The 21585-nt window shown below is 45.4% G+C and carries 17 protein-coding genes; 11 read left to right on the top strand and 6 right to left on the bottom strand.

The genetic code is table 11. The annotated features are described in order from the left end of the window. Nucleotides 1-24: 24 nt before the first annotated feature. Together WB308_RS11695 and WB308_RS11690 are read left to right on the top strand one after the other, a co-directional pair. Nucleotides 25-1605: a PAS domain S-box protein gene (locus WB308_RS11695; RefSeq protein WP_424191730.1), complete on the top strand. Its 1581-nt coding sequence runs from the start codon at nucleotides 25-27 to the stop codon at nucleotides 1603-1605. A gap of 18 nt (nucleotides 1606-1623) precedes the next feature. Next, nucleotides 1624-2328, top strand: a complete 705-nt coding sequence (locus WB308_RS11690) for a sensor domain-containing diguanylate cyclase (protein WP_424191728.1) — start codon at nucleotides 1624-1626, stop codon at nucleotides 2326-2328. A gap of 12 nt (nucleotides 2329-2340) precedes the next feature. Here WB308_RS11690 and WB308_RS11685 read toward each other — a convergent pair whose 3' ends face one another. Together WB308_RS11685 and WB308_RS11680 are read right to left on the bottom strand one after the other, a co-directional pair. Next, entirely contained in the window at nucleotides 2341-3978 is a 1638-nt protein-coding gene (locus WB308_RS11685; RefSeq protein ID WP_424191726.1) for a protein kinase domain-containing protein, read from the bottom strand. A 152-nt stretch (nucleotides 3979-4130) separates the two neighbouring features. Next, nucleotides 4131-5408, bottom strand: a complete 1278-nt coding sequence (locus WB308_RS11680; RefSeq protein WP_424191724.1) for an MFS transporter — start codon at nucleotides 5406-5408, stop codon at nucleotides 4131-4133. 214 nt (nucleotides 5409-5622) lie between these two features. Here WB308_RS11680 and WB308_RS11675 point away from each other — a divergent pair, with 214 nt between their 5' ends. The 6 genes from WB308_RS11675 to WB308_RS11650 all read left to right on the top strand — a co-directional run bounded on the left by WB308_RS11675 (nucleotide 5623) and on the right by WB308_RS11650 (nucleotide 14471). After that, nucleotides 5623-8220 carry a cation-translocating P-type ATPase gene (locus WB308_RS11675; RefSeq protein ID WP_424191722.1) on the top strand — a complete coding sequence of 866 codons (2598 nt, stop codon included), beginning with the start codon at nucleotides 5623-5625 and terminating at the stop codon, nucleotides 8218-8220. Nucleotides 8221-8279: 59 nt separating this feature from the next. Continuing rightward, nucleotides 8280-9545 (top strand): DNA polymerase Y family protein, encoded by a 1266-nt coding sequence (locus WB308_RS11670; RefSeq protein ID WP_424191720.1) that lies wholly within the window; start codon nucleotides 8280-8282, stop codon nucleotides 9543-9545. 129 nt (nucleotides 9546-9674) lie between these two features. Beyond that, the gene (gene nifE / locus WB308_RS11665) at nucleotides 9675-11033 is read left to right on the top strand and encodes a nitrogenase iron-molybdenum cofactor biosynthesis protein NifE (RefSeq protein WP_424191718.1); all 1359 of its coding nucleotides are present in this window, start codon (nucleotides 9675-9677) and stop codon (nucleotides 11031-11033) included. A 50-nt stretch (nucleotides 11034-11083) separates the two neighbouring features. Beyond that, nucleotides 11084-11908, top strand: a complete 825-nt coding sequence (locus WB308_RS11660; protein WP_424191716.1) for a mechanosensitive ion channel family protein — start codon at nucleotides 11084-11086, stop codon at nucleotides 11906-11908. Between the two features lie 44 nt (nucleotides 11909-11952). Further along, entirely contained in the window at nucleotides 11953-13062 is a 1110-nt protein-coding gene (locus tag WB308_RS11655; RefSeq protein ID WP_424191714.1) for a DUF4172 domain-containing protein, read from the top strand. Nucleotides 13063-13181: 119 nt separating this feature from the next. Then, nucleotides 13182-14471: a hypothetical protein gene (locus WB308_RS11650; protein WP_424191712.1), complete on the top strand. Its 1290-nt coding sequence runs from the start codon at nucleotides 13182-13184 to the stop codon at nucleotides 14469-14471. A 259-nt stretch (nucleotides 14472-14730) separates the two neighbouring features. Here the strand turns inward: WB308_RS11650 and WB308_RS11645 are convergent, their stop codons facing one another. The 4 genes from WB308_RS11645 to WB308_RS11630 form a co-directional block, all read right to left on the bottom strand. Further along, nucleotides 14731-14889, bottom strand: a complete 159-nt coding sequence (locus WB308_RS11645) for a hypothetical protein (protein ID WP_424191710.1) — start codon at nucleotides 14887-14889, stop codon at nucleotides 14731-14733. Continuing rightward, nucleotides 14886-15314 carry a DUF86 domain-containing protein gene (locus tag WB308_RS11640; protein ID WP_424191708.1) on the bottom strand — a complete coding sequence of 143 codons (429 nt, stop codon included), beginning with the start codon at nucleotides 15312-15314 and terminating at the stop codon, nucleotides 14886-14888. The genes WB308_RS11645 and WB308_RS11640 overlap by 4 nt, the downstream gene beginning before the upstream one ends. Next, nucleotides 15307-15609: a nucleotidyltransferase family protein gene (locus WB308_RS11635; RefSeq protein WP_424191706.1), complete on the bottom strand. Its 303-nt coding sequence runs from the start codon at nucleotides 15607-15609 to the stop codon at nucleotides 15307-15309. The genes WB308_RS11640 and WB308_RS11635 overlap by 8 nt, the downstream gene beginning before the upstream one ends. 385 nt (nucleotides 15610-15994) lie before the next feature. After that, nucleotides 15995-19126, bottom strand: a complete 3132-nt coding sequence (locus WB308_RS11630) for a sensor domain-containing protein (RefSeq protein WP_424191703.1) — start codon at nucleotides 19124-19126, stop codon at nucleotides 15995-15997. A gap of 163 nt (nucleotides 19127-19289) precedes the next feature. On the opposite strand from WB308_RS11630, the gene nifN reads away from it, so the two are divergent. The 3 genes from nifN to WB308_RS11615 all read left to right on the top strand — a co-directional run bounded on the left by nifN (nucleotide 19290) and on the right by WB308_RS11615 (nucleotide 21581). Further along, nucleotides 19290-20588, top strand: coding sequence for a nitrogenase iron-molybdenum cofactor biosynthesis protein NifN (gene nifN, locus WB308_RS11625; RefSeq protein WP_424191701.1), 1299 nt, complete (start codon nucleotides 19290-19292; stop codon nucleotides 20586-20588). Next, nucleotides 20578-21030, top strand: coding sequence for a nitrogen fixation protein NifX (gene nifX, locus WB308_RS11620; protein ID WP_424191699.1), 453 nt, complete (start codon nucleotides 20578-20580; stop codon nucleotides 21028-21030). The genes nifN and nifX overlap by 11 nt, the downstream gene beginning before the upstream one ends. 98 nt (nucleotides 21031-21128) lie before the next feature. After that, nucleotides 21129-21581: a NifX-associated nitrogen fixation protein gene (locus tag WB308_RS11615; RefSeq protein WP_424191697.1), complete on the top strand. Its 453-nt coding sequence runs from the start codon at nucleotides 21129-21131 to the stop codon at nucleotides 21579-21581. Nucleotides 21582-21585: the final 4 nt, after the last annotated feature.

The following is a 21585-nucleotide window of genomic DNA, read 5'->3' as shown; positions in this document are numbered from 1 at the left end:
ACTCTTATGTAGAAAGCGATGTAAATGGTAAAGAATTTTTTCAAATGGCGCCGTAAAAACTTTTTTTTTCAACTTGCAGTTCTTTTTGTCCCCTTGGCAGTGGGGATAATCGGGATTGCTGTGTACAGCTATCAGGCTGAAAAAAAACAGGAATTCCGGATTGTTGCATTGCATGAACGCACCGTGGTCAAGATGGGGAAAAGCGCTATGCTGCAAGCTTTGGATAAACTCAAGAACGATGTTCAGTATCTTTCTCAGTATCATGATTTTGAGGATTATATTGCTACGGGTTCGTCTGAAAATCTGAAACACCTTACGTATGATTTTAAATTACTGATGCAAAATCGCCGTGTCTATGATCAGCTGCGATGGATTGACGAAAGCGGAATGGAACGGCTTCGGATCAATTTTAATAACGGCTTTCCTACTTTCATTCCCTCCGAGGAACTTCAAAATAAGAAAAATCGCTACTATGTTTCTGAAGCAATGCAATTTCGGGAAGGTGAAACTTATTTTTCTCTTTTTGATTTGAATATTGATCATGAGAAAATAGAGGTCCCTTACAAGCCGATGATCCGTGCCGCCACCCCGATTGTGAACAAAGAGGGGGATAAGAAGGGGATTTTTATTATTAATTATCTGGGCGACGAACTGATTCAAAAATTCGCCGAAGTTACAGCCATATCTAACGGGGACGCTATGCTGCTCAATGGTGAGGGGTATTGGCTCAAAGGGATGAAAAAAAGCGATGAATGGGGGTTTATGTTTAATCGCGACGATTTATCTCTCTCGCATCGTTATCCATCGGCATGGCAGCGTATTGCAAAAGCAGAAGAGGGGCAATTTGTCGATGAACAAGGGTTGTGGACATTTACGACGGTTCATCCGTTAGTCAATGCGTTAGGAATAATTCATCCAAATGACAAGAAATCGGTATGGAAAGCCGTAATATTGCTCCCTTCGGATAAACTCTATGTTAAGACGAATACGATGTTAATCTATTTCTCCCTATTCACCCTACTGGGGCTGGCAGCGGTAGGGATCGGGAGTTTTACGTTAGCATTCCTTTACCGAAAAAAGCAGCTGGCGATTCAAGAGTTATCGGATCTTCATCGCAGAACGGAGGGGATTTTACACTCCGTTCCCGACATGATCATGCAAGTCGATAGTGATAAACGGTATGTATGGGCAAACGATATCGGGATCGAGTTCTTCGGAGAAGAGGTGATCGGCAAAGAGGCGTCGTTCTATTTCGAAGGGGAACAAGGTACCTACGCGATGGTTCAGCCGCTCGTTACGGACGAAAATCAAGCGGTTTACGTCGAAAGCTGGCAGCGGCGCCGTGATGGCGAAAAACGTCTGTTGGCATGGTGGTGCCAAACACTTAAGGATGAAGAGGGAAGACCCACCGGAGTACTCTCAACCGCTCGGGATATTACGGATCAAAAAAAGGTTCAGAACGAGGCGGACAAACTTTCCAAAGCGATAGAACAGATTGATGATATTGTGTACATTACCGACAAAGTCGGGAACATTTCGTATGTGAACGGTGCGTATTGTCGTCATACCGGCTATACGCAAGAGGAAGTGATTGGACAAAATTAGCGCATTTCAAAATCGGGGATGCATGATCGCGAATTTTACAAAGAACTCTGGACAACGATTCTTAGCGGAGAGGTGTATCGCAATACCCTGATCAATCGGAAGAAAAACGGTGATTTGTATTATGAGAAAAAAACCATCACTCCCCTCAAAGATGACCATCAACAGATTGTCGGATTCATCTCAACGGGAAAAGATGTTACCCAAGAGACGATGCTGCATCAGGAAATCGAGCGTATCGCTACCATCGATAATCTCACCGGTATCTATAATCGCCATAAATTTGAAAAGCTTTTTACCCTCGAAAGCGAGCGGTCCCGCCGATTCGGACATCCGCTCTCCATGATATTGATCGATATCGATCACTTTAAATCGGTGAATGATACCTACGGCCATGATATTGGAGATAGTGTACTCAAACGTTTGGCTGATATCGTGCAGGCGAATATCCGAAAAATCGATATTTTCGCGCGATGGGGCGGGGAAGAATTTCTGGTACTCAGCCCCAATACGGATTTGGACAATATCCGAATTCTGGCTGAAAAATTGCGCAGTGCGGTTGAGCGGGCTGATTTTAGAGAAGCAGGGGATATTACCATCAGTTTGGGAATCAGTACTTTTGAAAACACGGATACGTTTTCAGATCTGTTCAAGCGTGCCGATCAGGGGCTTTACCATGCTAAAAACAATGGAAGAAACCGAATCGGAATCAACATTTCAGGATGATTTCCGCCCTGTTTATTTGGTCACATAGAGATAAAACGTTGCGATTTCGAGAAAGAGCAGAAGGATAAAGCCGATTTTATAAAACGTAATCGGAGCGCGTTCGATCAGCGGTGTGGTTTTGGAAAAAAACGGTTTGACTTTCTCCGGAGCTTTGAGTTCGTAAAAAAACTCAGAATAGTGGGTATAGCGCTGAGTGGGATCGATGCTGATGGCCCGCATGATAATCGAATCAAGCCACAATGGGATATTGCTGTTGAATTTGGAAGGGCGTTTCGGCTGAGAAAATGAGGGAGTTTGAAACGGCTCAATCTCTCCGTAGGGGAATTTTAGGGTGAGTGCCCAATAGAGGGTTACGCCGATGGAAAAAATCTCCGTGGCTTCATTGATGACGCTTTCGCTAAACCGCTCGGGTGCGAGATAGGTGGGGGTTCCGGCTCGATTATTGAGCGAAAAGATCTCGACGATGGAGCCGAAATCGACCATTTTAAATTCAACCCCCGCTTCTCCGTCACGCTGATAGACGAGGATGTTCTCGGGTTTGATATCGCCATGAACAAGTCCCAAATGAAGCAGATGCGCTTCGGCGCGATGGAGGAATTTTCCCAGTGCGATGGCGTTATCAACGGAAAGAGGGCGGTTTTTGAGATACTCTTGTAAATTTACCCCTTCCAGCAGATCCATCAGATAATAGCGCATACTGCGTTCCTGCGGAATCCATGCATGAGGAAACGCTTTGTGGGTGATCTGTTTGGCGTACCACGCCTCACGGACAAAGGCATCCAGCGCTTCGTCATCATTGCTGAGGGGAAATTTCATCACGTAAAATTCTGATTCTTTGAGAACTTTCCAAATACGGCGGTGTTCCATCATGGGTGAAAAAAGGGTATGCCCATCGATGATTTGTCCCTCATAGAGTGTTTCAGGGATGATCAGAGGGGCATTTTTAAGGGCATGAAGAAGATCGAGCGATTCAATATGAAAAATTTGGAGTGACATATCATCCCGATTCTTCGCTTCGCAATTTTGGGCGGCATGATGGATGATAGTTGAGGCACCTAATCCTTTGTGTACCAAATCGGCAAAGGTTCTCTCTTCTAAAAGATTGTAAACCCCGTCACTGCAAAGTATGAGTGTATCTCCGATAGCCACAGGTGCGGTATGTATAACAGGATCGATATTTTCACTCAAACCGCATGCCTGCGTCAGGACATGAGACATGTATTCATCATCCATCGTATGATCTGTACTGAGCCGGCGAAGTTCTCCCTCTTTTTTCAGTAGATAAATACGTGAATCCCCCAGATTGAGGGTGTAGAGGGTCTCTCCCTCGATTACCGCGAGGCAGAGTGTCGTGAGGAGTTCGATCTTTCCGTACTGTGTCATCGATTCTTTAAAGAGCAGAGAATTGATATGGCGGGTAAAGACCTCCATCGTTTTGGGGATATCCCAAGCCTTCGGGCGGTTTTTGAACTGATCGATGAAAAATTTGACGCACTGGCGTGCGGCAGTCCCTCCGCGTGCCGCACTTCCGACCCCATCGCATAACACGCTTACGAGCAGAGCATTGTCGATGATCGTAAAGGCACACGCATCATCGCCTGTGGTGGCGTCTTTGGGGAGGATGAATTCGGAAGATTGGAGAGAGAGCATACAAATCCTTCGCAGAAATAATTATTTGCCCCCGAACCACACCAAAAGCAAGGTCGCGTGCAGTAGTGCACAAGCGTACCGCTAGCGTTTTGGTGAGGGGGCGATTTTCTTTTGGTACTTTTCTTGTGAAAAAGAAAAGTACGATTGTTTCATTATATGCGTGCCCCTGATGTGGCACCCCACGTTGTACGCCATCGCGTTTTGACCAGACTGATCCCTGAGATGGCAATCATGGTCATCACCGCAAAGATAATAAATCCGGCCGTGTAGCCGTCAAATGCCCCCTGTGACCATCCGAAGGTTTTGATTAATGCCGTTCCGCCTAAACCTCCGGCCATACCGATCAGACCCGTCATCACACCGATGTCTTTACCGAAACGCTGCGGTACAAGTTGGAACACCGAACCGTTCGCCATTCCCAAATTCGCCATAATCAAAAACATCACGACAATCGCCGCCCAAAACGGAAGAGCAACCAGGGCACTGATAAGCGCGAGCACTACAATACTGCCATAAAAGACATAAAGCGATTTAATTCCCCCCATTTTATCGGCGATGGCTCCCCCCACCGGACGGAGCAATGCACCGGCAAAGATACAGAGCGCACCGAAATATCCGGCGATCACTTTTACATTTCCCTCATCCATGACATTCAGACCAAAGGCCGACATATCGGCTTGGTAGGTATTCATCAGATACACTTTCATGTAGTTGGCAAATCCGATAAACCCTCCGAAACTGACGGCATAAAAGAGGTTAAACCACCACGTATCGCGGTCACGCATCAATTTGAGGTAATCACCGAGTTTTTTCGGGTTCGGTTTATAGACGGATGAGGGGGCATCTTTGGCCATAAACATATAGGCGATCAGGACGATAAATGATAATACCGCACCGACGAGAAAGACCGAAGGCCATCCCCAAATCTCAGCGATTTTAGGGGCAAATAAAAAGTCGATAACGACCCCGATGTTTCCTGCCCCCGCGATTCCTAGCACGGTTCCCTGCATACGCGGCGGATACCATTGGCCGGCTTGCGGCAGGGCTACCGCAAAGGACGCTCCGGCAAACCCGAGACCTAATGCAACAAACAACAGTTGATTATACGTAATTGTCTCTGCAGCGAGATATCCATAGAATAGGGTTGCGATAACGATTACCTGTGATACCAATGCCGTTTTCTTCGGCCCGAATTTGTCTACGAAAATTCCTAACACCAGACGCAAGATCGCCCCCGCTAAAACGGGAACGGCGAGGAGTGTCGCCGTCTGATCATCATTCATTGAAAAGCCGCGCAGGCTTAAGGACTCGTTTATCTCGGTAGCCAGAGGACCCAGCATGGTCCACATCATAAAGCTAAAGTCGAAATACAAAAAGGCAGCAAACAATGTCGGCCAATGTCCCTCTTTTTTTAAATCTCCGAATTTCATCTCTTCTCCTAATTAGGATTTTTTTATCTGAAATAATTGTAAGGTAAAAACAATGATTATTCGTACCTATAAGTGATTAAAAAATGATCAATAATGGCCAGAAAGGTCGAACGATCAAAAAAGGATGAAGAGAAGTATGCATTGAATGTATTTTTTTTAGGTAATATTGGTGTACAATAAATTAACACGATCCCATAAATGAAGATAGGAACGGATGAAGGCTGCGATTACCCTGTTAGAATTATTTTCGGCATTTGAGACCTCTGAAAATGGGTTGAATGAGGATCAAGTCCGGCGCAGACATCTTCAATACGGGCTCAATACCCTCCCTAAAATACCCACAAAGTCGCTGTATAGTAAATTAGCGGCCCAATTCACCCATTTTTTTGCCCTTTTACTGTGGGCGGCGGCAGTGATCAGTTTTACGATTGCCTGGATCGATCCCGCTTCCCATATGCTCCCCATCGGATGGGCGATTGTGATCGTGATCGTATTGAATGGAGCCTTCGGTTTTTATCAGGAGTTTCGTACCGAAAAAAGTCTTGATGCTCTGCGAAATATGCTCCCTTTAAAAGTGCGTGTATGCCGTCAGGCAGTCGAGCAAACGGTATTGGCTGAAGAGCTGGTTCCAGGTGATATTGTCCTTCTTTCGGAAGGGGATAAGGTTCCTGCCGATATTTACGTCATTGGTGCGTTTGATGTGTGGGTGAATGAGAGTACATTGACGGGGGAGAGTGAACTCGTGTCGGTCGATGCACTCGGGAGTGGGCATATCAAGAGCCTCCTGTACTCGGGGACGTATGTGGTCAAAGGAGATGTGCGAGGGGTCGTTTATGCGACGGGAAAAGAGAGCCGATATGGGACGATCGCCGTATTGACCCAGAGCGTGGAATCGGGTGAAAGTCATCTGCAGCGCGAAATCGCCCATATCTCCAAAGTGATTGCCCTCACATCGTTTGTCATTGCAGCGGGATTGATCGTCATCGGCGGAGTCGGCGGGGTTGAACTGTGGAAAACGTTTTTGTTTGCATTGGGGGTTTTGGTCGCCCTGATCCCTGAGGGACTCCTTCCTACCGTCACGCTGGCCTTGGCATTCGGGGCGCAGCGGATGGCTTCCAAAGGATTTTTGGTCAACGGCCTCTCCGTCATCGAAAATCTGGGAGCCGTGACGGTTATCGCGACCGATAAAACGGGGACGATTACCCAAAACAAGATGGAAGTAGCCGCATGGGATGAAGAGGAGATCGGAAAACCCTCATTATCCTTACTCGATGCGGCGCTGTTGTGCAACCGTGCCGACGCGCAAAACGGTGATCCGGTGGAGCAGGCATTGGTCCATTTCGCCGGAAACTATACCGATGTTGCACGCCGACGGAGCGAAGTTCCCCTCATCGGCGATTATCCGTTTGACTATCATCTAAAGCGGATGAGTACGATTCATTCGACGTCTCAGGGGATTTCGATCTATTGCAAAGGGGCACCGGAAGTCATTCTTACCTTGTGCGATGAGCTCATTACCCCCGAAGGGAAAAAAGCGATTACGGAGGGAGAGTACCAAAAACTGATGGATCAGCATGATACGCTGGCCGCATCAGGATATCGGGTGATCGCGTTTGCTTCGAGAGAGTGCGCCGTAGTCCCTTCATCACGTCAGGAAGCGGAGAAGGGATTGGTTTTTATCGGATTTATCGCGATGGCCGATCCTCTGAAAGGGGATATCGAAGCGGCGGTCGGATTGTGCCACAAAGCGGGAATCCGGGTGTTGATGCTGACGGGGGATCATCCCCTCACCGCTGCTGCGATCGGGATCAAAGCGGGGATTATTGCCTCAAAGGAGGAAGTGACGACGGGAGAGTATCTGGAAAAACTTCCCATTGCGGCAATCAAGCGGCTGTTACGGCGCAATCATGTTTTTGCCCGCGTCTCTCCCGAGCAAAAACTGACCCTCGTGACGCTGCTCAAAGAGATGGGGGAGACGGTTGCCGTTACCGGGGATGGGGTCAACGATGCCCCCGCGCTCAAGAGAGCCGATGTCGGTATCGCGATGGGCTCAGGGACGGAAGTGGCGAAGCAATCGGCCGATGCCGTCTTGATGGATGACCATTTTGCCACCATCGTCAAAGGGATCGAAGAGGGGCGTGCTATCTATGAAAACATACGCCGCTTCATCACCTACATGCTCTCCAGCAACCTTCCCGAAGCGGTTCCGTATGTTTTTTTCTTTTGGATGGGTTTACCGTTGGCACTTCCCGTTCCCCTAGTATTGGCGATCGATTTGGGGACGGATATCGTCCCTGGATTGGCGCTTGGGCTGGAATCGCCGCATGAAGGGTTAATGAGTAAAAAGCCCCGCAGTAAACAAGAACGGATTTTGAATGCCAGTGTCTATTTTCGTGCATTCGGATTTTTAGGGCTGATTACGGCGATAGCGTCGATGGGGCTTTTTTGGTTCTATCTAAAAGCGCACGGGTGGGGGGGAGAGATGCTGGAATGGAGTGATCCGCTGTTTCTTCAAGCGACGACCTTGACCTTTGCCGCCATCGTCTTTGCCCAAATTGCCAACGGCCTCTCCTGTCGCAGTTCTCGGGAGTCGTTGTTTACGATCGGATGGTGGAATAACCGCTACTATTGGGGAGGGGTGGCGGTCGAGCTTGGGGTTTTGCTTCTCTTGATTTTTTTCGCTCCGATGGGTGCGATTTTCGGCACGGCGCCGTTTGATCCGATCTACTGGTGGGCGGTTGGCGCCGTGACGGTGATCGTGCTGTTGGCAGAAGAGGCGCGTAAAGGGGTCATGTCCTATTATCGTAAGTAGTGTATTTCATCCTGACATAAATCGGTCATTCTTTTTGTATTCGTCCTATGATTCCCTTCATGATTATCCATTTAGATTTAGACGCTTTTTTTGCGTCGTGCGAACGGCTCCGAAATCCCTCTCTTCTTGGCAAACGAATCGTGGTCGGCGGGCGGGGTGATCCGTTCATTTTTGATCGTAAACCCTCTTCGGCTAAAAAACTGGTGACGCTCAACTCCGGTGCTTTTGTCCCCTCTCTTTTTCATGCACCGCATGATGCCAGCCATTATTTTAACGATGGTGACAAGATCCGGGGTATCGTCACTACGGCAAGCTATGAAGCCAGAGCTTTTGGAGTAAAGACAGGGATGAGTATCCATGAAGCGCTTCGGCGCTGTCCGAATCTCATACTCATCCCACCCGATCATCTGCTGTACCATACCCTCAGTCATGAACTGATGGAGTATCTCTCTACCGTTATACCGGTGATGGAGCAATACAGCATTGATGAGATGTTCGGCGATCTCAGCGGATGGATAGAGGAAGAGGAGACCGAGAGTTTTATCAAACACCTCCAAGAACAGATCATGATACAGTTCAAACTCCCCGTATCGATCGGTGCTAGCAGTTCGAAATGGATCGCCAAACTGGCAACCTCTACGGCGAAGCCTTACGGGACCCGAGTCGTTCATCAACACGAAATCGAGGCATTTGTTAACAATATCCCCATCGAGGAGTTCCCCGGTGTCGGCAAAGCCTTCAGTCAAAAAATGGGTCAATACGGTATCAGAACCATCGGCAACGCATGGAAATCCGAGACCCTTATCAACTCCTGGGGAAGAGGAGGGAGAGATCTGTACGGCAGACTGACCGGTAATGATCATGAGCCGATTCAGCCCAGCAGAAGCCGTAAGGGGATCGGAATGTCCCGATCGATGGACCATCCTGTCAAAGAGAGAAATGAACTCTTTAGACGTATCAGCGTGATGGTGAGGCACTGGAGTCATACGATCATGAAATTGGGGGTAAACCCAACCACCTATTCTTTCTCTCTAGGGTATGAAAACTGGGGAAGTTCAAAAAAACAATTTACGGTTTATCGCCTCTTCAATGAATCTTTTCTTCAGCACTTTGCCCATGAGAAGTTCAAAGAACTCGATCTCTATCCCCACATCCCGATACGCTACATTGCCATGAGTGCCACGAAGTTTCTTCATCATGATCACAAAACACTGGATATCCTCGAATATGAAACGGATACCAAGATGAGAAGCCTCACCGATGCCGTCACAAAAATGAGGGAGAAATACGGAATGGATATTGTGCGAGGGGGTGGGGAGTTGTGATTTTGAAGGGGAAGGCTTGAAACTACCAGGAAAGATACAGAAGAAAAAGTGCCGATTCTTCGTACGAATATTCGCATTCCTCGCATAAGAGTTGCATACCATTCGATATACCACTTCAAGGAGTATCCGATGGTCAGCCGCGCTAAAATCAAAGAACTCATGAACGAGAGTGCCTGCTCTCACAGCAAAGATAAAAAACCCGGTGAAGGGTGCGACAAACCCAAACCCGGACTTGCCGCAGGGGGATGTGCTTTTGACGGTGCCCAAATCTCTTTGTTCCCGTATGCCGATGCCGTCCATCTCGTCCATGGCCCTCAAACATGCTTGGGTTCCTCATGGGAGACCCGTGAGACAAAAACGTCGTACAAGGGAATGGATCATACGCAGATGGGATTTACGACGGGGATCAATACCAACGATGTTATCTTCGGCGGGGATAAACGGCTGGCCGATTCGATCGATTACGTGATGACACACTATAAACCCGAAGCGATTTTTGTCTATTCGACCTGCGTGACGGCGTTGATGGGGGATGATATCGATATGACGTGTAAACTCGGGAGTGAAAAACACGGTGTCCCCGTTGTCCCTGTCCATGCCGCCGGATTTGTCGGGAGTAAAAACCTCGGTTCACGCCTCGCGGGCGAAGCGGTTTTAGAACATCTGATCGGTACCAAAGAGCCCGAATTGACAACCCCCTATGATATTAATCTGATCGGCGATTACAACGTGACGGGGGATATGTGGCAGTATTTACCGCTATTCGAGAAAATCGGCATTCGAGTTCTCAGCTCCATGAGCGGAGACGGGCGGGTCGGCGACATTCGATGCGCGCATAGGGCGAAACTCAATGTCATTGTGTGTGCCAAATCGCTGATTACCTTGACCCGAAAGATGCAAGAGCAGTACGGCATCCCGTGGATTTCGGTCTCTTTTTACGGCAAGCGCGATACGACGTTTGCTATCCGTGAGATCGTCACCGCACTGGGTGATCCCGAACTTATTGCGCGGGCCGAAACGGTGATCGCGGAAGCGGAATCGGAGCTGGAAGAGGCGCTTATCCCTTATCGCGAAATGTTCTCGGGGAAAAAAGCGGTACTCAATACCGGAGGGAACAAAGCGTGGTCGATTGCCTCAGGACTCCAGGATTTGGGGATCGAAGTGGTCGCGACGAGCATCGCCAAATCGACCCAGGACGATATCGACAAAGCACGCGAGTATCTGGGTGAAAACGGCGTGTTGATGAAAGCCCCCGCTTCGGAGCAGGGAAAAGTGATCGATGAGAGGGGGGCACACATCCTCCTTGCCGGAGGGCGAAGCCTCTATACGGCGATCAAGAAAAAAATCTCGTTTATCGATGTCAATCAGGAGAAAAAAACGAGTTACGGCGGGTACCACGGATTACTCAACCTTGCTGAAGATTTGAAATACGCCTTTCGAAATCCCGTCTTTGCCAATGTGGGCAAGAGGGCTCCGTGGGAGATGTAGAGAACAATAATAGGGCATAATATTCTTTTTAATTGCTAAGGAGAGAGCACATGAATCAAGAATTGCATTATGTTCAAGAGTTTTATGATCAAACGATCGCATTTTTGACCAATTACAGTTTTCAAATCATCGGTGCGGTGATTATCGTTGTTATCGGGTGGTTTGTCTCCAAATACGCGTACAACACACTGGTAAAGTTTTTTGAGAAGCATGATTTTGATGTAACGTTGGGAAAATTTGCGGCAAATATTGTTCGGATACTGATATTTGGAGCGATGTTCATTGTCGCTATCGGAAAACTTGGGATTTCGATTGCCCCGTTTATTGCCGCGGTCGGTGCCGTCTTTTTAACCGCCGGTTTGGCATTGCAAGGGACGGTGGCAAACTTCGCCGCCGGCATTTCACTCGTGATTACCCGACCGTTTAAAATCGGCGATACTATTTTGGTCAACAAGGTTTACGGTGTCGTCGAAGAGATCAAACTGGGATACACGACACTGCGAACCGAAGATGAAGAGATTATCACCGTCCCCAATAAAAACATGATCGGCGAGGTGATCGTCAACTCGTTCAACTACCGTATTGTCGAATCGAGTGTCGGGATTTCGTACCATGATGACGCCGAAAAAGCAATCGCACTGATCAAAAATGTCATAGACGGGTTTGGGAGCCTCTCCAGCGAAAACAAATCGATCGTCGGGATACAAAATTTCGGAGATCATGCTGTTGAAATCGGAATGCGCTACTGGGTCCCTACGGGAAATTTCTTTAAAAATCAGTATGATGTGAATATGGCAGTCTACAAAGCGCTCAATAATGCGAACATAACCATCCCTTTTCCTCAGAGAGAAATTCATATTTATGATCAAAAATAGAGGGTAGAATCTTTAATCATATCAAAATATGATATGATTATCCCATGGAAACGTATCAAAAATGGATTTGGCAGAGTAATAGCTGGCCGCACTTTACCTACACCCTCCCTGATGTCACACAGGTGTATCACCGTTTTGGACAACTGATGATGGTTGAAAACCTGATGCAAAACACATTAAGCGAGCAGATGATCGCCTCGGCATACGAAGATGAGGCGATAGCGACGTCACTGATCGAGGGAGAAGTATTGCAACGCTCCTCTGTACGCGCTTCGGTACACAAAGCTCTTTCACTCCAAAATCCCGATGAACTTCATGCCACAGCTCAAACCGATGCACTTGTCGAAGTGCTCGTTGATGCGAAAAAAGGGGAGGGGACTCTGAGTAGCGAACGGCTGTTCCGATGGCATAAAGCTCTTTTCCCGACAGGGCAATCGGGTTTGAGAACGATCCGCACGGGAACGTACCGTGATGATAATGATGGAGAGATGAAAATCGTCTCAGGGCCGTGGGAAAAAGAAAAAGTTCACTATATCGCTCCGCCTGCTCACATGATCGAAGCAGAGATGAACCGCTTTTTGTTGTGGTTGAACACCGAAGAGTCGCTTGATCCTCTCATAAAAGCTTCGATTGCCCATTTGTGGTTTTTATTCATTCACCCTTTCGATGACGGTAACGGACGATTGGCACGTGCGATCAGCGATTTTGTCCTATCGCGTTCATCCTCAATCCCCTCGACCCTCATTAGCACCGCTTCGGAGATCAACCGACGACGGCGAGAGTATTATGGACAGCTTGATAGTGTTTGTATCCGCTCTGAGTGCGACATTTCTGCATGGATTACGTGGTTTGTTCAGATGGTGGATTCGGCGTTAGCGGATGCCCTTGTCAAAGTGGAAGCGGTTAAGTTTAAAACACGGTTTTGGGAAAGTCTCCGAGATGTCAGCCTCAATGAGCGTCAACGTAAAGTGTTAACGAAGATGCTCGATGTTCTCCCTGAAAAATTCGAAGGGGGGATGAAAACCGCCAAATACGCTTCAATCGCCAAGACCTCAAAACCGACCGCCGCACGTGATCTCAAAGAGTTGTGCGATACTGGGGTTTTAGTGAGCCACGGAAGCGGAAGAGGGGTTTATTATACGGTAAATTTATAAATACTGTTTCTGAAAAGCAAGAAAAATGAGAACATTAGTTATGTTACAATATAAAATTCAATGTGAAAATACTATTTAAAAAATAGTAACTAAAATATTTATGATTCAAAAGGAATATAGTGAATATTTATCAAGATTGGGGATTTAGAGAAACTCCATTTTCAACTATGTCTTTAGCACCAAATGCAATGGGTGAGTCATTATTGATAGGTCGTGACACTGAAATAAGTAGTCTTACTCGTAAATTATTTACTCCTCCTAAAATTCCTACTATTGAAGGGCTTAATGGTGTTGGTAAAACTAGTTTAGTTAATATAGTTGCCTACAAAGCATACAAGTCTTATATGAAAGATGGTATTGGAAAATTGTATATACCATGCAATAAAATTTTTCAATTAAATCCGCAAATTGATATTCAGACTTTCATTGATCATGTTTTAATGGAAGTTGCACAAACTCTTATTGATAAAGCCCAGGAATTAAGAGAAAATGGTTTAAGTATTCAAACTTCATCTATCGACAAATGGCTTAATTCTCCACAATTAACAACTTATCAAGCTGGAATTCAAAGTGCAGTTTTTGGGCTTCAAGGGGGAGCTTCATCGGAGACTAATACATCATCAGGATTTGAAAGAAGTGGCTTTAGAAAGTTAATAATGAATTGGCTAAATGATATTTTTCCCGATAATGAAAATGGTGGAGTTGTCTGCGTAATTGATAATATGGAATTATTACAATCCTCTGAAAAAGCTCGTGAAATTTTGGAACAATTACGAGATGAACTCTTAACCCTTAATGGATTGAGATGGGTATTGTGTGGTGCATTAGGAATTATTCTTGGTGTTGCTTCGTCACCGAGATTAGATGGTTATTTGCATCGACCAGTAGAAGTTGGAGAAATTTCTGATGTATTTGCTGGACAAATATTATCATCTCGTATCAATGCCTATAAGCTGTCATCAGAACCATATTTACCATTGATCGAAAAAGATTTTATTTTTTTATATGAAGTTTTGCATGGAAATTTGAGAAGTTTAATCAGCTACTCTGATGATTATTGCCAGTGGATTGCAGATAATCAATTACCAACTTCAGATGATGAAAAACACACTGTTTTTGAAACTTGGTTTGCTATAACTTGTGAAGCAGCTTATCAGGCATTCAAACCACAAATTACTCCAAGATTAATAGAAGTATTTAAATATGCTCAAAAGATTGGAGGCATATTTTCACCTAGTGATTTTCAAGAATTTGGCTTCAACAGTATTCCTGCATTTAGACCTCATATCAAAACAATGGAAGAGGCTGGTGTACTAGTCAGTACTCAAGATGAAGGGGACAAAAGAAGAAAAACTATTCAAATAACTCCCAAAGGATGGCTTGTTGCTGATTATTTGACTAAAAACTAATATTTTTTTATTTTACAATAGACTTCTTACAATATCTATGATAGTAAGGAGTTGTCATAAAATTATCCCTCACACACCAATTCAACCCTCAAGAGGGTAAAACACTGTTTTGTCGAATCATGAACAAATTATCCTTCGACAAGCTCACCACGAACGGGCAAAAAGCTTAAGTTAGTCCAGAACGAATATTTTAAAACGAATCGCCTGCTTTCGGTTCAACATCAGGTGCATTTTTGAGCAATGAAAGAGCGTGTTCGCGTTATCCACGGTTCGCTCTCTCTTGTAGATATTCTTCGGTTCGAAGCGATGCAATTTTTTCACTCAAAGCTGTAATGATAAATTGATTAATCGAAATGTCGCCTTTGAGTGCCTCGATCTCTTGTCGGTAGTAATCGGGGATTTGTAAAATTAAATTCATTTTTTTCGCAAATATTGTAGATGTTGATAGTATGGTGAATCTAAAAATTCGTTCAACAGTTCGGTTGAGGGCTTGATCAAGTCGATCATTTCGAGAAGTGCTTGTTTGAGCTTCGGTAAATCTTTGTAGATAACTGCCCAAAGAATTTCAGCATCTGTACCGCGATAATCGTGAGATATTTTATCTCGTATCCCCGCTACATCTGACCAGTCGAGTTTGGTCACAAGAGCATCTTTCAAACCTTGGTTTATTTTTTTGGATTCTTCACCGATAGCGATAAACATCGAGATTACGGCATTCAGATGCATTTGGGAATCTGCCCAGACAAAATCGTTTGGATTATCAAAACCTGCCGAATATACCCAGCACTTTTCGGTACATTCGAGCATGGTGAAAATATAGATCAGATTTCCATCGTTATACATAGATAAAATCTTTTTTAGCGTAATGTCTGACGATCGGGTTCATGTATTTAAGCGGTACAAAATCGACTTTTGCTACATGTAAAGATTTTGCTATCTCATCGGAGATCCGTAAGAATTCAAAACCGCTTTGTAATTCGACAGAACTGTCACGTTCATAAAATATATCCACGTCACTGCTCTCTTTTGCTTCGTTACGGGCATAACTTCCATAAAGTCCGAGAGCCGTGATGCCGTACTTTTGGCGAAATTCGCCTTTTTTGCTTTTGAGATAATCGATGATGTACTCTCGTGTCATAGCGACCTCTCCGATTTAAAATGGAGTTATTATACACCAACCCTAAAAAATCATCGATAAACTGCATAGGCTTATCACGGCTGATACATTCTAAAATTTTTTCTCGTCATCCCATACTTGATACGGGATCTAAGATACAATTTAGATGCTGAATCAAGTTCAGCATGACAGTTTAGATAATAGACTTCTTTCAAAACCTCAATTTTTAATAAAGCTGGATTCCCGCTTTCGCGGGAATGACGCGGTTCGTCATACCCGAAGGGCACAAGAACCTCTTTGAGGTCCTCGGGCTTGACCCGGGGATCCATCCCAACAGGGTTATGCAAGAAGTATAATGAACACCTAAGAATGAATCAAGCGTTATGAGCTTCTTCGATCAAGTTACTCAAACCTTCCCTTTATGGTGCGCTGCAAAAGCCTGAAACTCATCGGCAGGGCAGGGTTTGCTGTAGTAATATCCCTGAATCTCATCACATCCTTGGGCCCGTAAGACTTCCAGCTGTTGTATGGTTTCGACCCCTTCGGCAATGGTTTGCAGGCCGAGACTGTGTGCTAAGTGGATAATAGCATTCGTGATTGCTTTGTCATCGGCATTGGTGCAAATATGACGAACGAAGGACTGATCGATTTTGAGTTTAGAAATTTTAAACTGTTTAAGGTAGCTCAACGAAGAATAGCCGGTTCCAAAATCATCGATCGACATCCGGATCCCATGAGCGAAAAACGTATTCATGACGGCGATCGCTGCGTCCGGATTTTCCATGGCCATACTTTCTGTGAGCTCAAGTTCCAGACATTCGGGCGGCAAGCTCACATCCTCGAGGATCCGTATCACCATATCGATCAGGTTTGGATGGCGAAATTGGACGGCGGAAAGATTGATCGCCATAATCATCGATAGATGATGATTCTTTTTCCAGACGCTTGCTTGGGAAAGGGCCGTGTGTAGCACCCATTCTCCGATCGGTAAAATCAGTCCGGTTTCTTCCGCGATCGGTATAAATTCGGCAGGAGAGATAGCACCCAGTTCAGGATGATTCCATCGCAGCAACGCTTCGGCACCGATGATATCTCCGCTGTGCAGTGATATTTGCGGCTGGTAGACTACGTGAAGCTCATTGTTTTTTAAGGCGTTATGCAAAGCATTGCTGAGTTGCAGATAACGCAATGATTTTGTTTGCATCTCTTCGGTAACAAAGCGGTAGCTGTTTCGGCCGTCGTGTTTGGCACGGTACATCGCCGTTTCAGAATTTTTAGAGAGGGTTTCAAGATCCGATCCGTCTGAGGGATAGAGGGAGATGCCGATGGAAGCAGTCACGCTTAATTCGTAGGAATCGATGTGGTAGGGTTCATTGATCGTATTCAGTATTTTTTGAGCTATCTTTTCGACACTGTGTATATCGGCAATTGAGAAAATCAGGACAAATTCATCGGCACTGAAACGTGCAACGATATCGCTTTCACGTATCAGTGATTTTAACCGCTTGGCGGTTTCTACCAGTATTAGATCGCCGATTTTATGCCCGAGAGAATCATTGAAATTTTTGAAATGATCGAGATCGAGAAACAGCACGGCCAGCTGAGAATTGCTTCGATGTGCAAGACTCAGAATATATTTGCAATAGGTTTCAAATTGTGATTTGTTCGGAAGCTGGGTGAGCGCGTCAAAATTTGAAAGATAATGGATCCGTTCTTCGGAAGATTTTTTTTCGGTGATGTTCTCTTCGATAGCCATATAATGAGAAATTTTTCCATTCGATTGAAAGATCGGAGAGATATGGATCAATTGGATGGTTTCTCTTCCGTCTTTATTGCGATTAATAAATTCTCCCTGCCAATTTTTTCCTTCCAATAGCCGTTTCCATATCTCTTTATAGGTCTCTTTCGGAGTTTTACCGGATTGGAGAAGGCGTGGATTTTTCCCTATGGTTTCTTCTTTGGAATAACCGCTGGTAGTGTAAAACGTTTTGTTGGCATACTCAATGTTTCCATGTAAATCGGTAATAATGATCGATGCAGGACTTTGTTCCACTGCTTGCGAAAGTTTTCGCAATTCATTTTCCGCTAGTTTACGTTCGGTAATCTCTAAATGAACTCCGGCTATCCAGAGCGGCTTTTTATCCTCTGTATACACCACAACCTTGCCGCGTGATTGTATCCAGACCCAGTGTCCCGTTTTATGACGCATCCTGAATTCGCACGCGTAATAGTCGGATTCACCGTTCAAATGGCGTTGCAATTTTTCACGTGCCTCGATTAGATCATCGGGATGACATAATTTTTCCCACAGTGCATAGTTATGAGGAGACAATTCCTGGAGGGTATATCCCAGCATCTCTGTCCACATTGCGTTAATGCGTATTTCATTGGTTTGTAAATTCAATTCCCATGTTCCGGCGCCGGTACTCCACAAAATATTTAAGAGATGCTGCCGCTGGGCTTTTAAGTCTTCTTCAAGATGCTTGCTTTCGGTGATATCTTTTCCAAATGCCGCGATGGATTCCATATAACCGTTGTCATTGTAGACGGGATAGCAATGGAAAGAGAATATCAGCCCATGCCAACTGTCTTCAAAACTGATACTTTTTTCCGTCAGGAGAATTTTTTCAAGTTCGGCTTTACGGCGCTGAGCGACATCTTGCGGTAAAAGAGTTAAAATAGACTGACCGACCAATGCGTCAGCCTCTTGTCCAAATCGTTTTGCTCCCATAGTATTAATCGCCAAAATTGTGCCGTTTCGATCCAAAAGCAGAATGGTTTCTTGTGTGGCATCGAGAATAGCCCGAAGCTTGGTATGGGCATTTCTGAGATTTTTCTCACTTTCTACAATCTCTGCCGAGAGAATTTCTTTCTCTTCATGCAGACTGCGGTTGATTCGGCGAAAGTGCCAGGTTAGAAAAGGGAGGGCAAAGAGCAGTGTGACCAGCAGCCGCAGTAACAGATTGAACGACTCATCGCGCAGCTGCTTGTCAATAACATCGGTTCGGATATCGGCTGCGATGACATAGGTATGACCGCCGGGAGATTTCATGGGGATAAAAATACTTCGAAACCTTCCCCATTTATCGGTATATTCATCGAAGCTCGTTTTACGGGTCGTAAAAACTTTTTTCAATACATCGCTGGCATCATCATAATGATCGAAATAACGGGTCAGATTGACTCCCGTTTTCCGTTCTTCATCGGTAGCATTGGAGGAGGTAAAATAGATTTTACCGTTTCGTTGGACCATGGTGTAGATATAAATGACATCGAGGCTCTTTGAGAGCGTGCTTAATCGGTCAATATTTCGGTTGTATTCATCGATCGTAATCGATGAAGCGTCAAGGGCACGGTCGTGGAAATCGGGGGATAAAATCATATCGGTTGCATGTGCGGAGATACGAAGTTTTTGATCGATTTGGGCATAAAACTCAGTTTTATGAATTTGATATTCGGTATAGCTAAAAATAACGATCCCCAGAACAAAGAGAAAAAAACTGGCAATCAGAAAAATAGTGTTAACTCGGTTTTTCATTTTAAAATTCATTGTGATAATTTTGCCTTACTCTCAATGGGTTGCTTCATGAATACCCTTGAAATATAGCGATTTAATACTTATAGTACTATCAATTAGATTCTTATCTTAGGGTTTCTTCTCGCACACTTCTTGCAATAGCTGTGACAACTAAGGAGTTGTTATGGAATTTTCCCTCACTCATAAAGAACACAAACCGCTTCAAGTCAACCCGATTAAACACTCTCAGCCGATGGGGGCAACCCTCGCGTATCTGGGGGTAAAAGATTGTATGCCTCTGATGCACAGCGCCCAAGGGTGTGCTTCGTATACGAAGGTTTTTTTTACCCGTCATTTCAATGAACCTATCGCCGTTCGTAATACCTCTGTGAGTGACATTACCGCCGTTCTCGATGGCGGGGATTACTCCATTCTCATGGCAATCGAAAATATCCAAAACAAAGAGAAAAATCTTAAACCCTCCATGATCGGTTTGCACACGACGGGACTCACCGAGACCAAAGGGGATGATGTTCGCGGTGTGGGGATGCACATCGAGATCCCCTATGTTTATGTCAACACCCCAGACTATGAGGGGGGGATGGAGAGCGGATGGTCGATGACCGTCACCGCGATGATCGAACAGCTTACGGAAGCCGCAACCGAGCTAAAAACGAACAAACTTGTCTTTTTGCCCCATTTGAGTATGCAGCCGATCGAGGTTGAGAAGATCAAGGCTTTATGCGAGGATTTCGGATTTGAGACCTATGCGCTCCCCGATCTCTCTACTTCACTGGACGGGTACTGGGAAGAGGGGCAGGGGAAACTGGCCAACGGCGGGATCACGGTCGATGAAATCCGAGGATTAGGGAATTCATCCGTTGTGGTTTCCATCGGTACGTCGATGAAAAAAGCGGCATTGGCGTTGCAAAAAAAGAATCCCGCTATCGAACACCTCCATTTTGATCATCTGATGGGATTGGACGGGTGTGACAATTTTGTCAGTGCTCTTATGAAAATACGACAACGTGAGCCAAAACCGCTGATGAAGCGGTGGCGTGCACGGCTCCAAGATGCGATGTTGGATGCTCATTTTCTGATCGGAAGTTCCCATTTCGTCGTGACGGGAGAACCGGATATGTTGGTCGGAATCTGTGCTTTGATCCGCAGTGTCGGCGGAACCATCGATGCGGCGATATCTACAACGTTTAGTGATGCTCTCCATTTGATCGAAGCGGAAAAAGTGTTCGTCGGAGATTTGGAAGATGCCCGGCAGTTTTTCGATAAAGCAGATATGGTTATCAGTAATTTTCATGCAGAACGGATCTTGCACTCTTATCACAATACGGCACTCGTGATCCGAGGATTCCCGAACTATGAAGAGTTAGGGAACCAGCTCAAAAACGATCAGTTGTATGAGGGAAGCACTTACTTTCTATTCGAAATAGCAAATTCATTACGAAAGGTTAAGCATGAACACTAAGATTACCGTTGAAGGGGATAAAACGATGAATAGCGCTTTACGGGTTGCATTTGCGACGAAAGATATGGAAGAGGTGAATGCCCACTTCGGCGGAGCCAAAGAGTTTGTGGTCTACAACGTTTCCCCAGAGGGGTACGAAGTCTCTGAAGTGATTAAAACCGATACCTCTGAACTCGAAGATGATGATAAAACCGATTTTCGGGTTCGTGCGCTCAAGGGTGTGAATATCATGTATTGCGAAAGCATCGGAGGAACGGCTGCGGCAAAAGTTATCCGCGCAGGTATCCATCCGATGAAAGTGAATGAGCCGACATTGATCGAAGACCTTCTCAAAAGTTTGGTAGCTATGATCAACGGCAATCCGCCGCCGTGGGTTAAAAATATCATTCAAATGAAAACGGAACACGACGTACGACAAGACAGATGGGCTGAGGGCGAATAAATTTATGAATGGATTGCTTCGTCGTAAACTCCTCGCAATGACCGTCATTGCGAGCTTACATAGTAAGCGTGGCAATCTAAAAATTAAAGGACACTAACATGGAAGCAGAAAAAACAATGAATGATTTTGGGGTGGAGTTAATCCGTCAAATCCGAGCGCTTGATCAGTTCGGCAATTGGTCACGAATCAGTGATGAAGAGCTGTTGATCAAAAAGTACGTCAAGACCAAAGAGGATCTTAAAGCTATCCCTTTGATCGCGGATATCGATGAGATGCTCACCAATGATATCAAAATGATCTATAAAGCGATCGCTTTAGCGTTTGAGCGTAAAACAGGTGTGGTGTGCAATGTCATCATGGAGATGAGCCATGAGGGGTTCGGTCGATGTGCGGTTATCGCGGATCGTATCTGTATTGTGGATAAATATTTTAAAGATGCACACCGTTTTGGTTTTCGTACGTATGAAGCGTTGTTTGAAGATGGTGATAAACATCTTGCCAATGCCATTGCGACGTATGAGCAATACAAACCCTGCAACAAACAAGGATAAGGAG

It is taken from the genome of Sulfuricurvum sp., from assembly GCF_049587615.1.
Classification (GTDB): domain Bacteria; phylum Campylobacterota; class Campylobacteria; order Campylobacterales; family Sulfurimonadaceae; genus Sulfuricurvum.
This window is presented reverse-complemented; position numbering and strand designations above follow the sequence as displayed.

What these genes read in the sequence shown, in the direction of transcription:
- WB308_RS11635 (WP_424191706.1), bottom strand. Translation starts at nt 15,609, where the DNA reads ATGACACGAGAGTACATCATCGATTATCTCAAAAGCAAAAAAGGCGAA.
- WB308_RS11655 (WP_424191714.1), top strand. Translation starts at nt 11,953, where the DNA reads ATGGAAACGTATCAAAAATGGATTTGGCAGAGTAATAGCTGGCCGCAC.
- nifX (WP_424191699.1), top strand. Translation starts at nt 20,578, where the DNA reads ATGAACACTAAGATTACCGTTGAAGGGGATAAAACGATGAATAGCGCT.
- WB308_RS11660 (WP_424191716.1), top strand. Translation starts at nt 11,084, where the DNA reads ATGAATCAAGAATTGCATTATGTTCAAGAGTTTTATGATCAAACGATC.
- WB308_RS11615 (WP_424191697.1), top strand. Translation starts at nt 21,129, where the DNA reads ATGGAAGCAGAAAAAACAATGAATGATTTTGGGGTGGAGTTAATCCGT.
- WB308_RS11680 (WP_424191724.1), bottom strand. Translation starts at nt 5,408, where the DNA reads ATGAAATTCGGAGATTTAAAAAAAGAGGGACATTGGCCGACATTGTTT.
- WB308_RS11685 (WP_424191726.1), bottom strand. Translation starts at nt 3,978, where the DNA reads ATGCTCTCTCTCCAATCTTCCGAATTCATCCTCCCCAAAGACGCCACC.
- nifE (WP_424191718.1), top strand. Translation starts at nt 9,675, where the DNA reads ATGGTCAGCCGCGCTAAAATCAAAGAACTCATGAACGAGAGTGCCTGC.
- WB308_RS11670 (WP_424191720.1), top strand. Translation starts at nt 8,280, where the DNA reads ATGATTATCCATTTAGATTTAGACGCTTTTTTTGCGTCGTGCGAACGG.
- nifN (WP_424191701.1), top strand. Translation starts at nt 19,290, where the DNA reads ATGGAATTTTCCCTCACTCATAAAGAACACAAACCGCTTCAAGTCAAC.
- WB308_RS11630 (WP_424191703.1), bottom strand. Translation starts at nt 19,126, where the DNA reads ATGAAAAACCGAGTTAACACTATTTTTCTGATTGCCAGTTTTTTTCTC.
- WB308_RS11675 (WP_424191722.1), top strand. Translation starts at nt 5,623, where the DNA reads ATGAAGGCTGCGATTACCCTGTTAGAATTATTTTCGGCATTTGAGACC.
- WB308_RS11640 (WP_424191708.1), bottom strand. Translation starts at nt 15,314, where the DNA reads ATGTATAACGATGGAAATCTGATCTATATTTTCACCATGCTCGAATGT.
- WB308_RS11645 (WP_424191710.1), bottom strand. Translation starts at nt 14,889, where the DNA reads ATGAATTTAATTTTACAAATCCCCGATTACTACCGACAAGAGATCGAG.
- WB308_RS11695 (WP_424191730.1), top strand. Translation starts at nt 25, where the DNA reads ATGGTAAAGAATTTTTTCAAATGGCGCCGTAAAAACTTTTTTTTTCAA.
- WB308_RS11690 (WP_424191728.1), top strand. Translation starts at nt 1,624, where the DNA reads ATGCATGATCGCGAATTTTACAAAGAACTCTGGACAACGATTCTTAGC.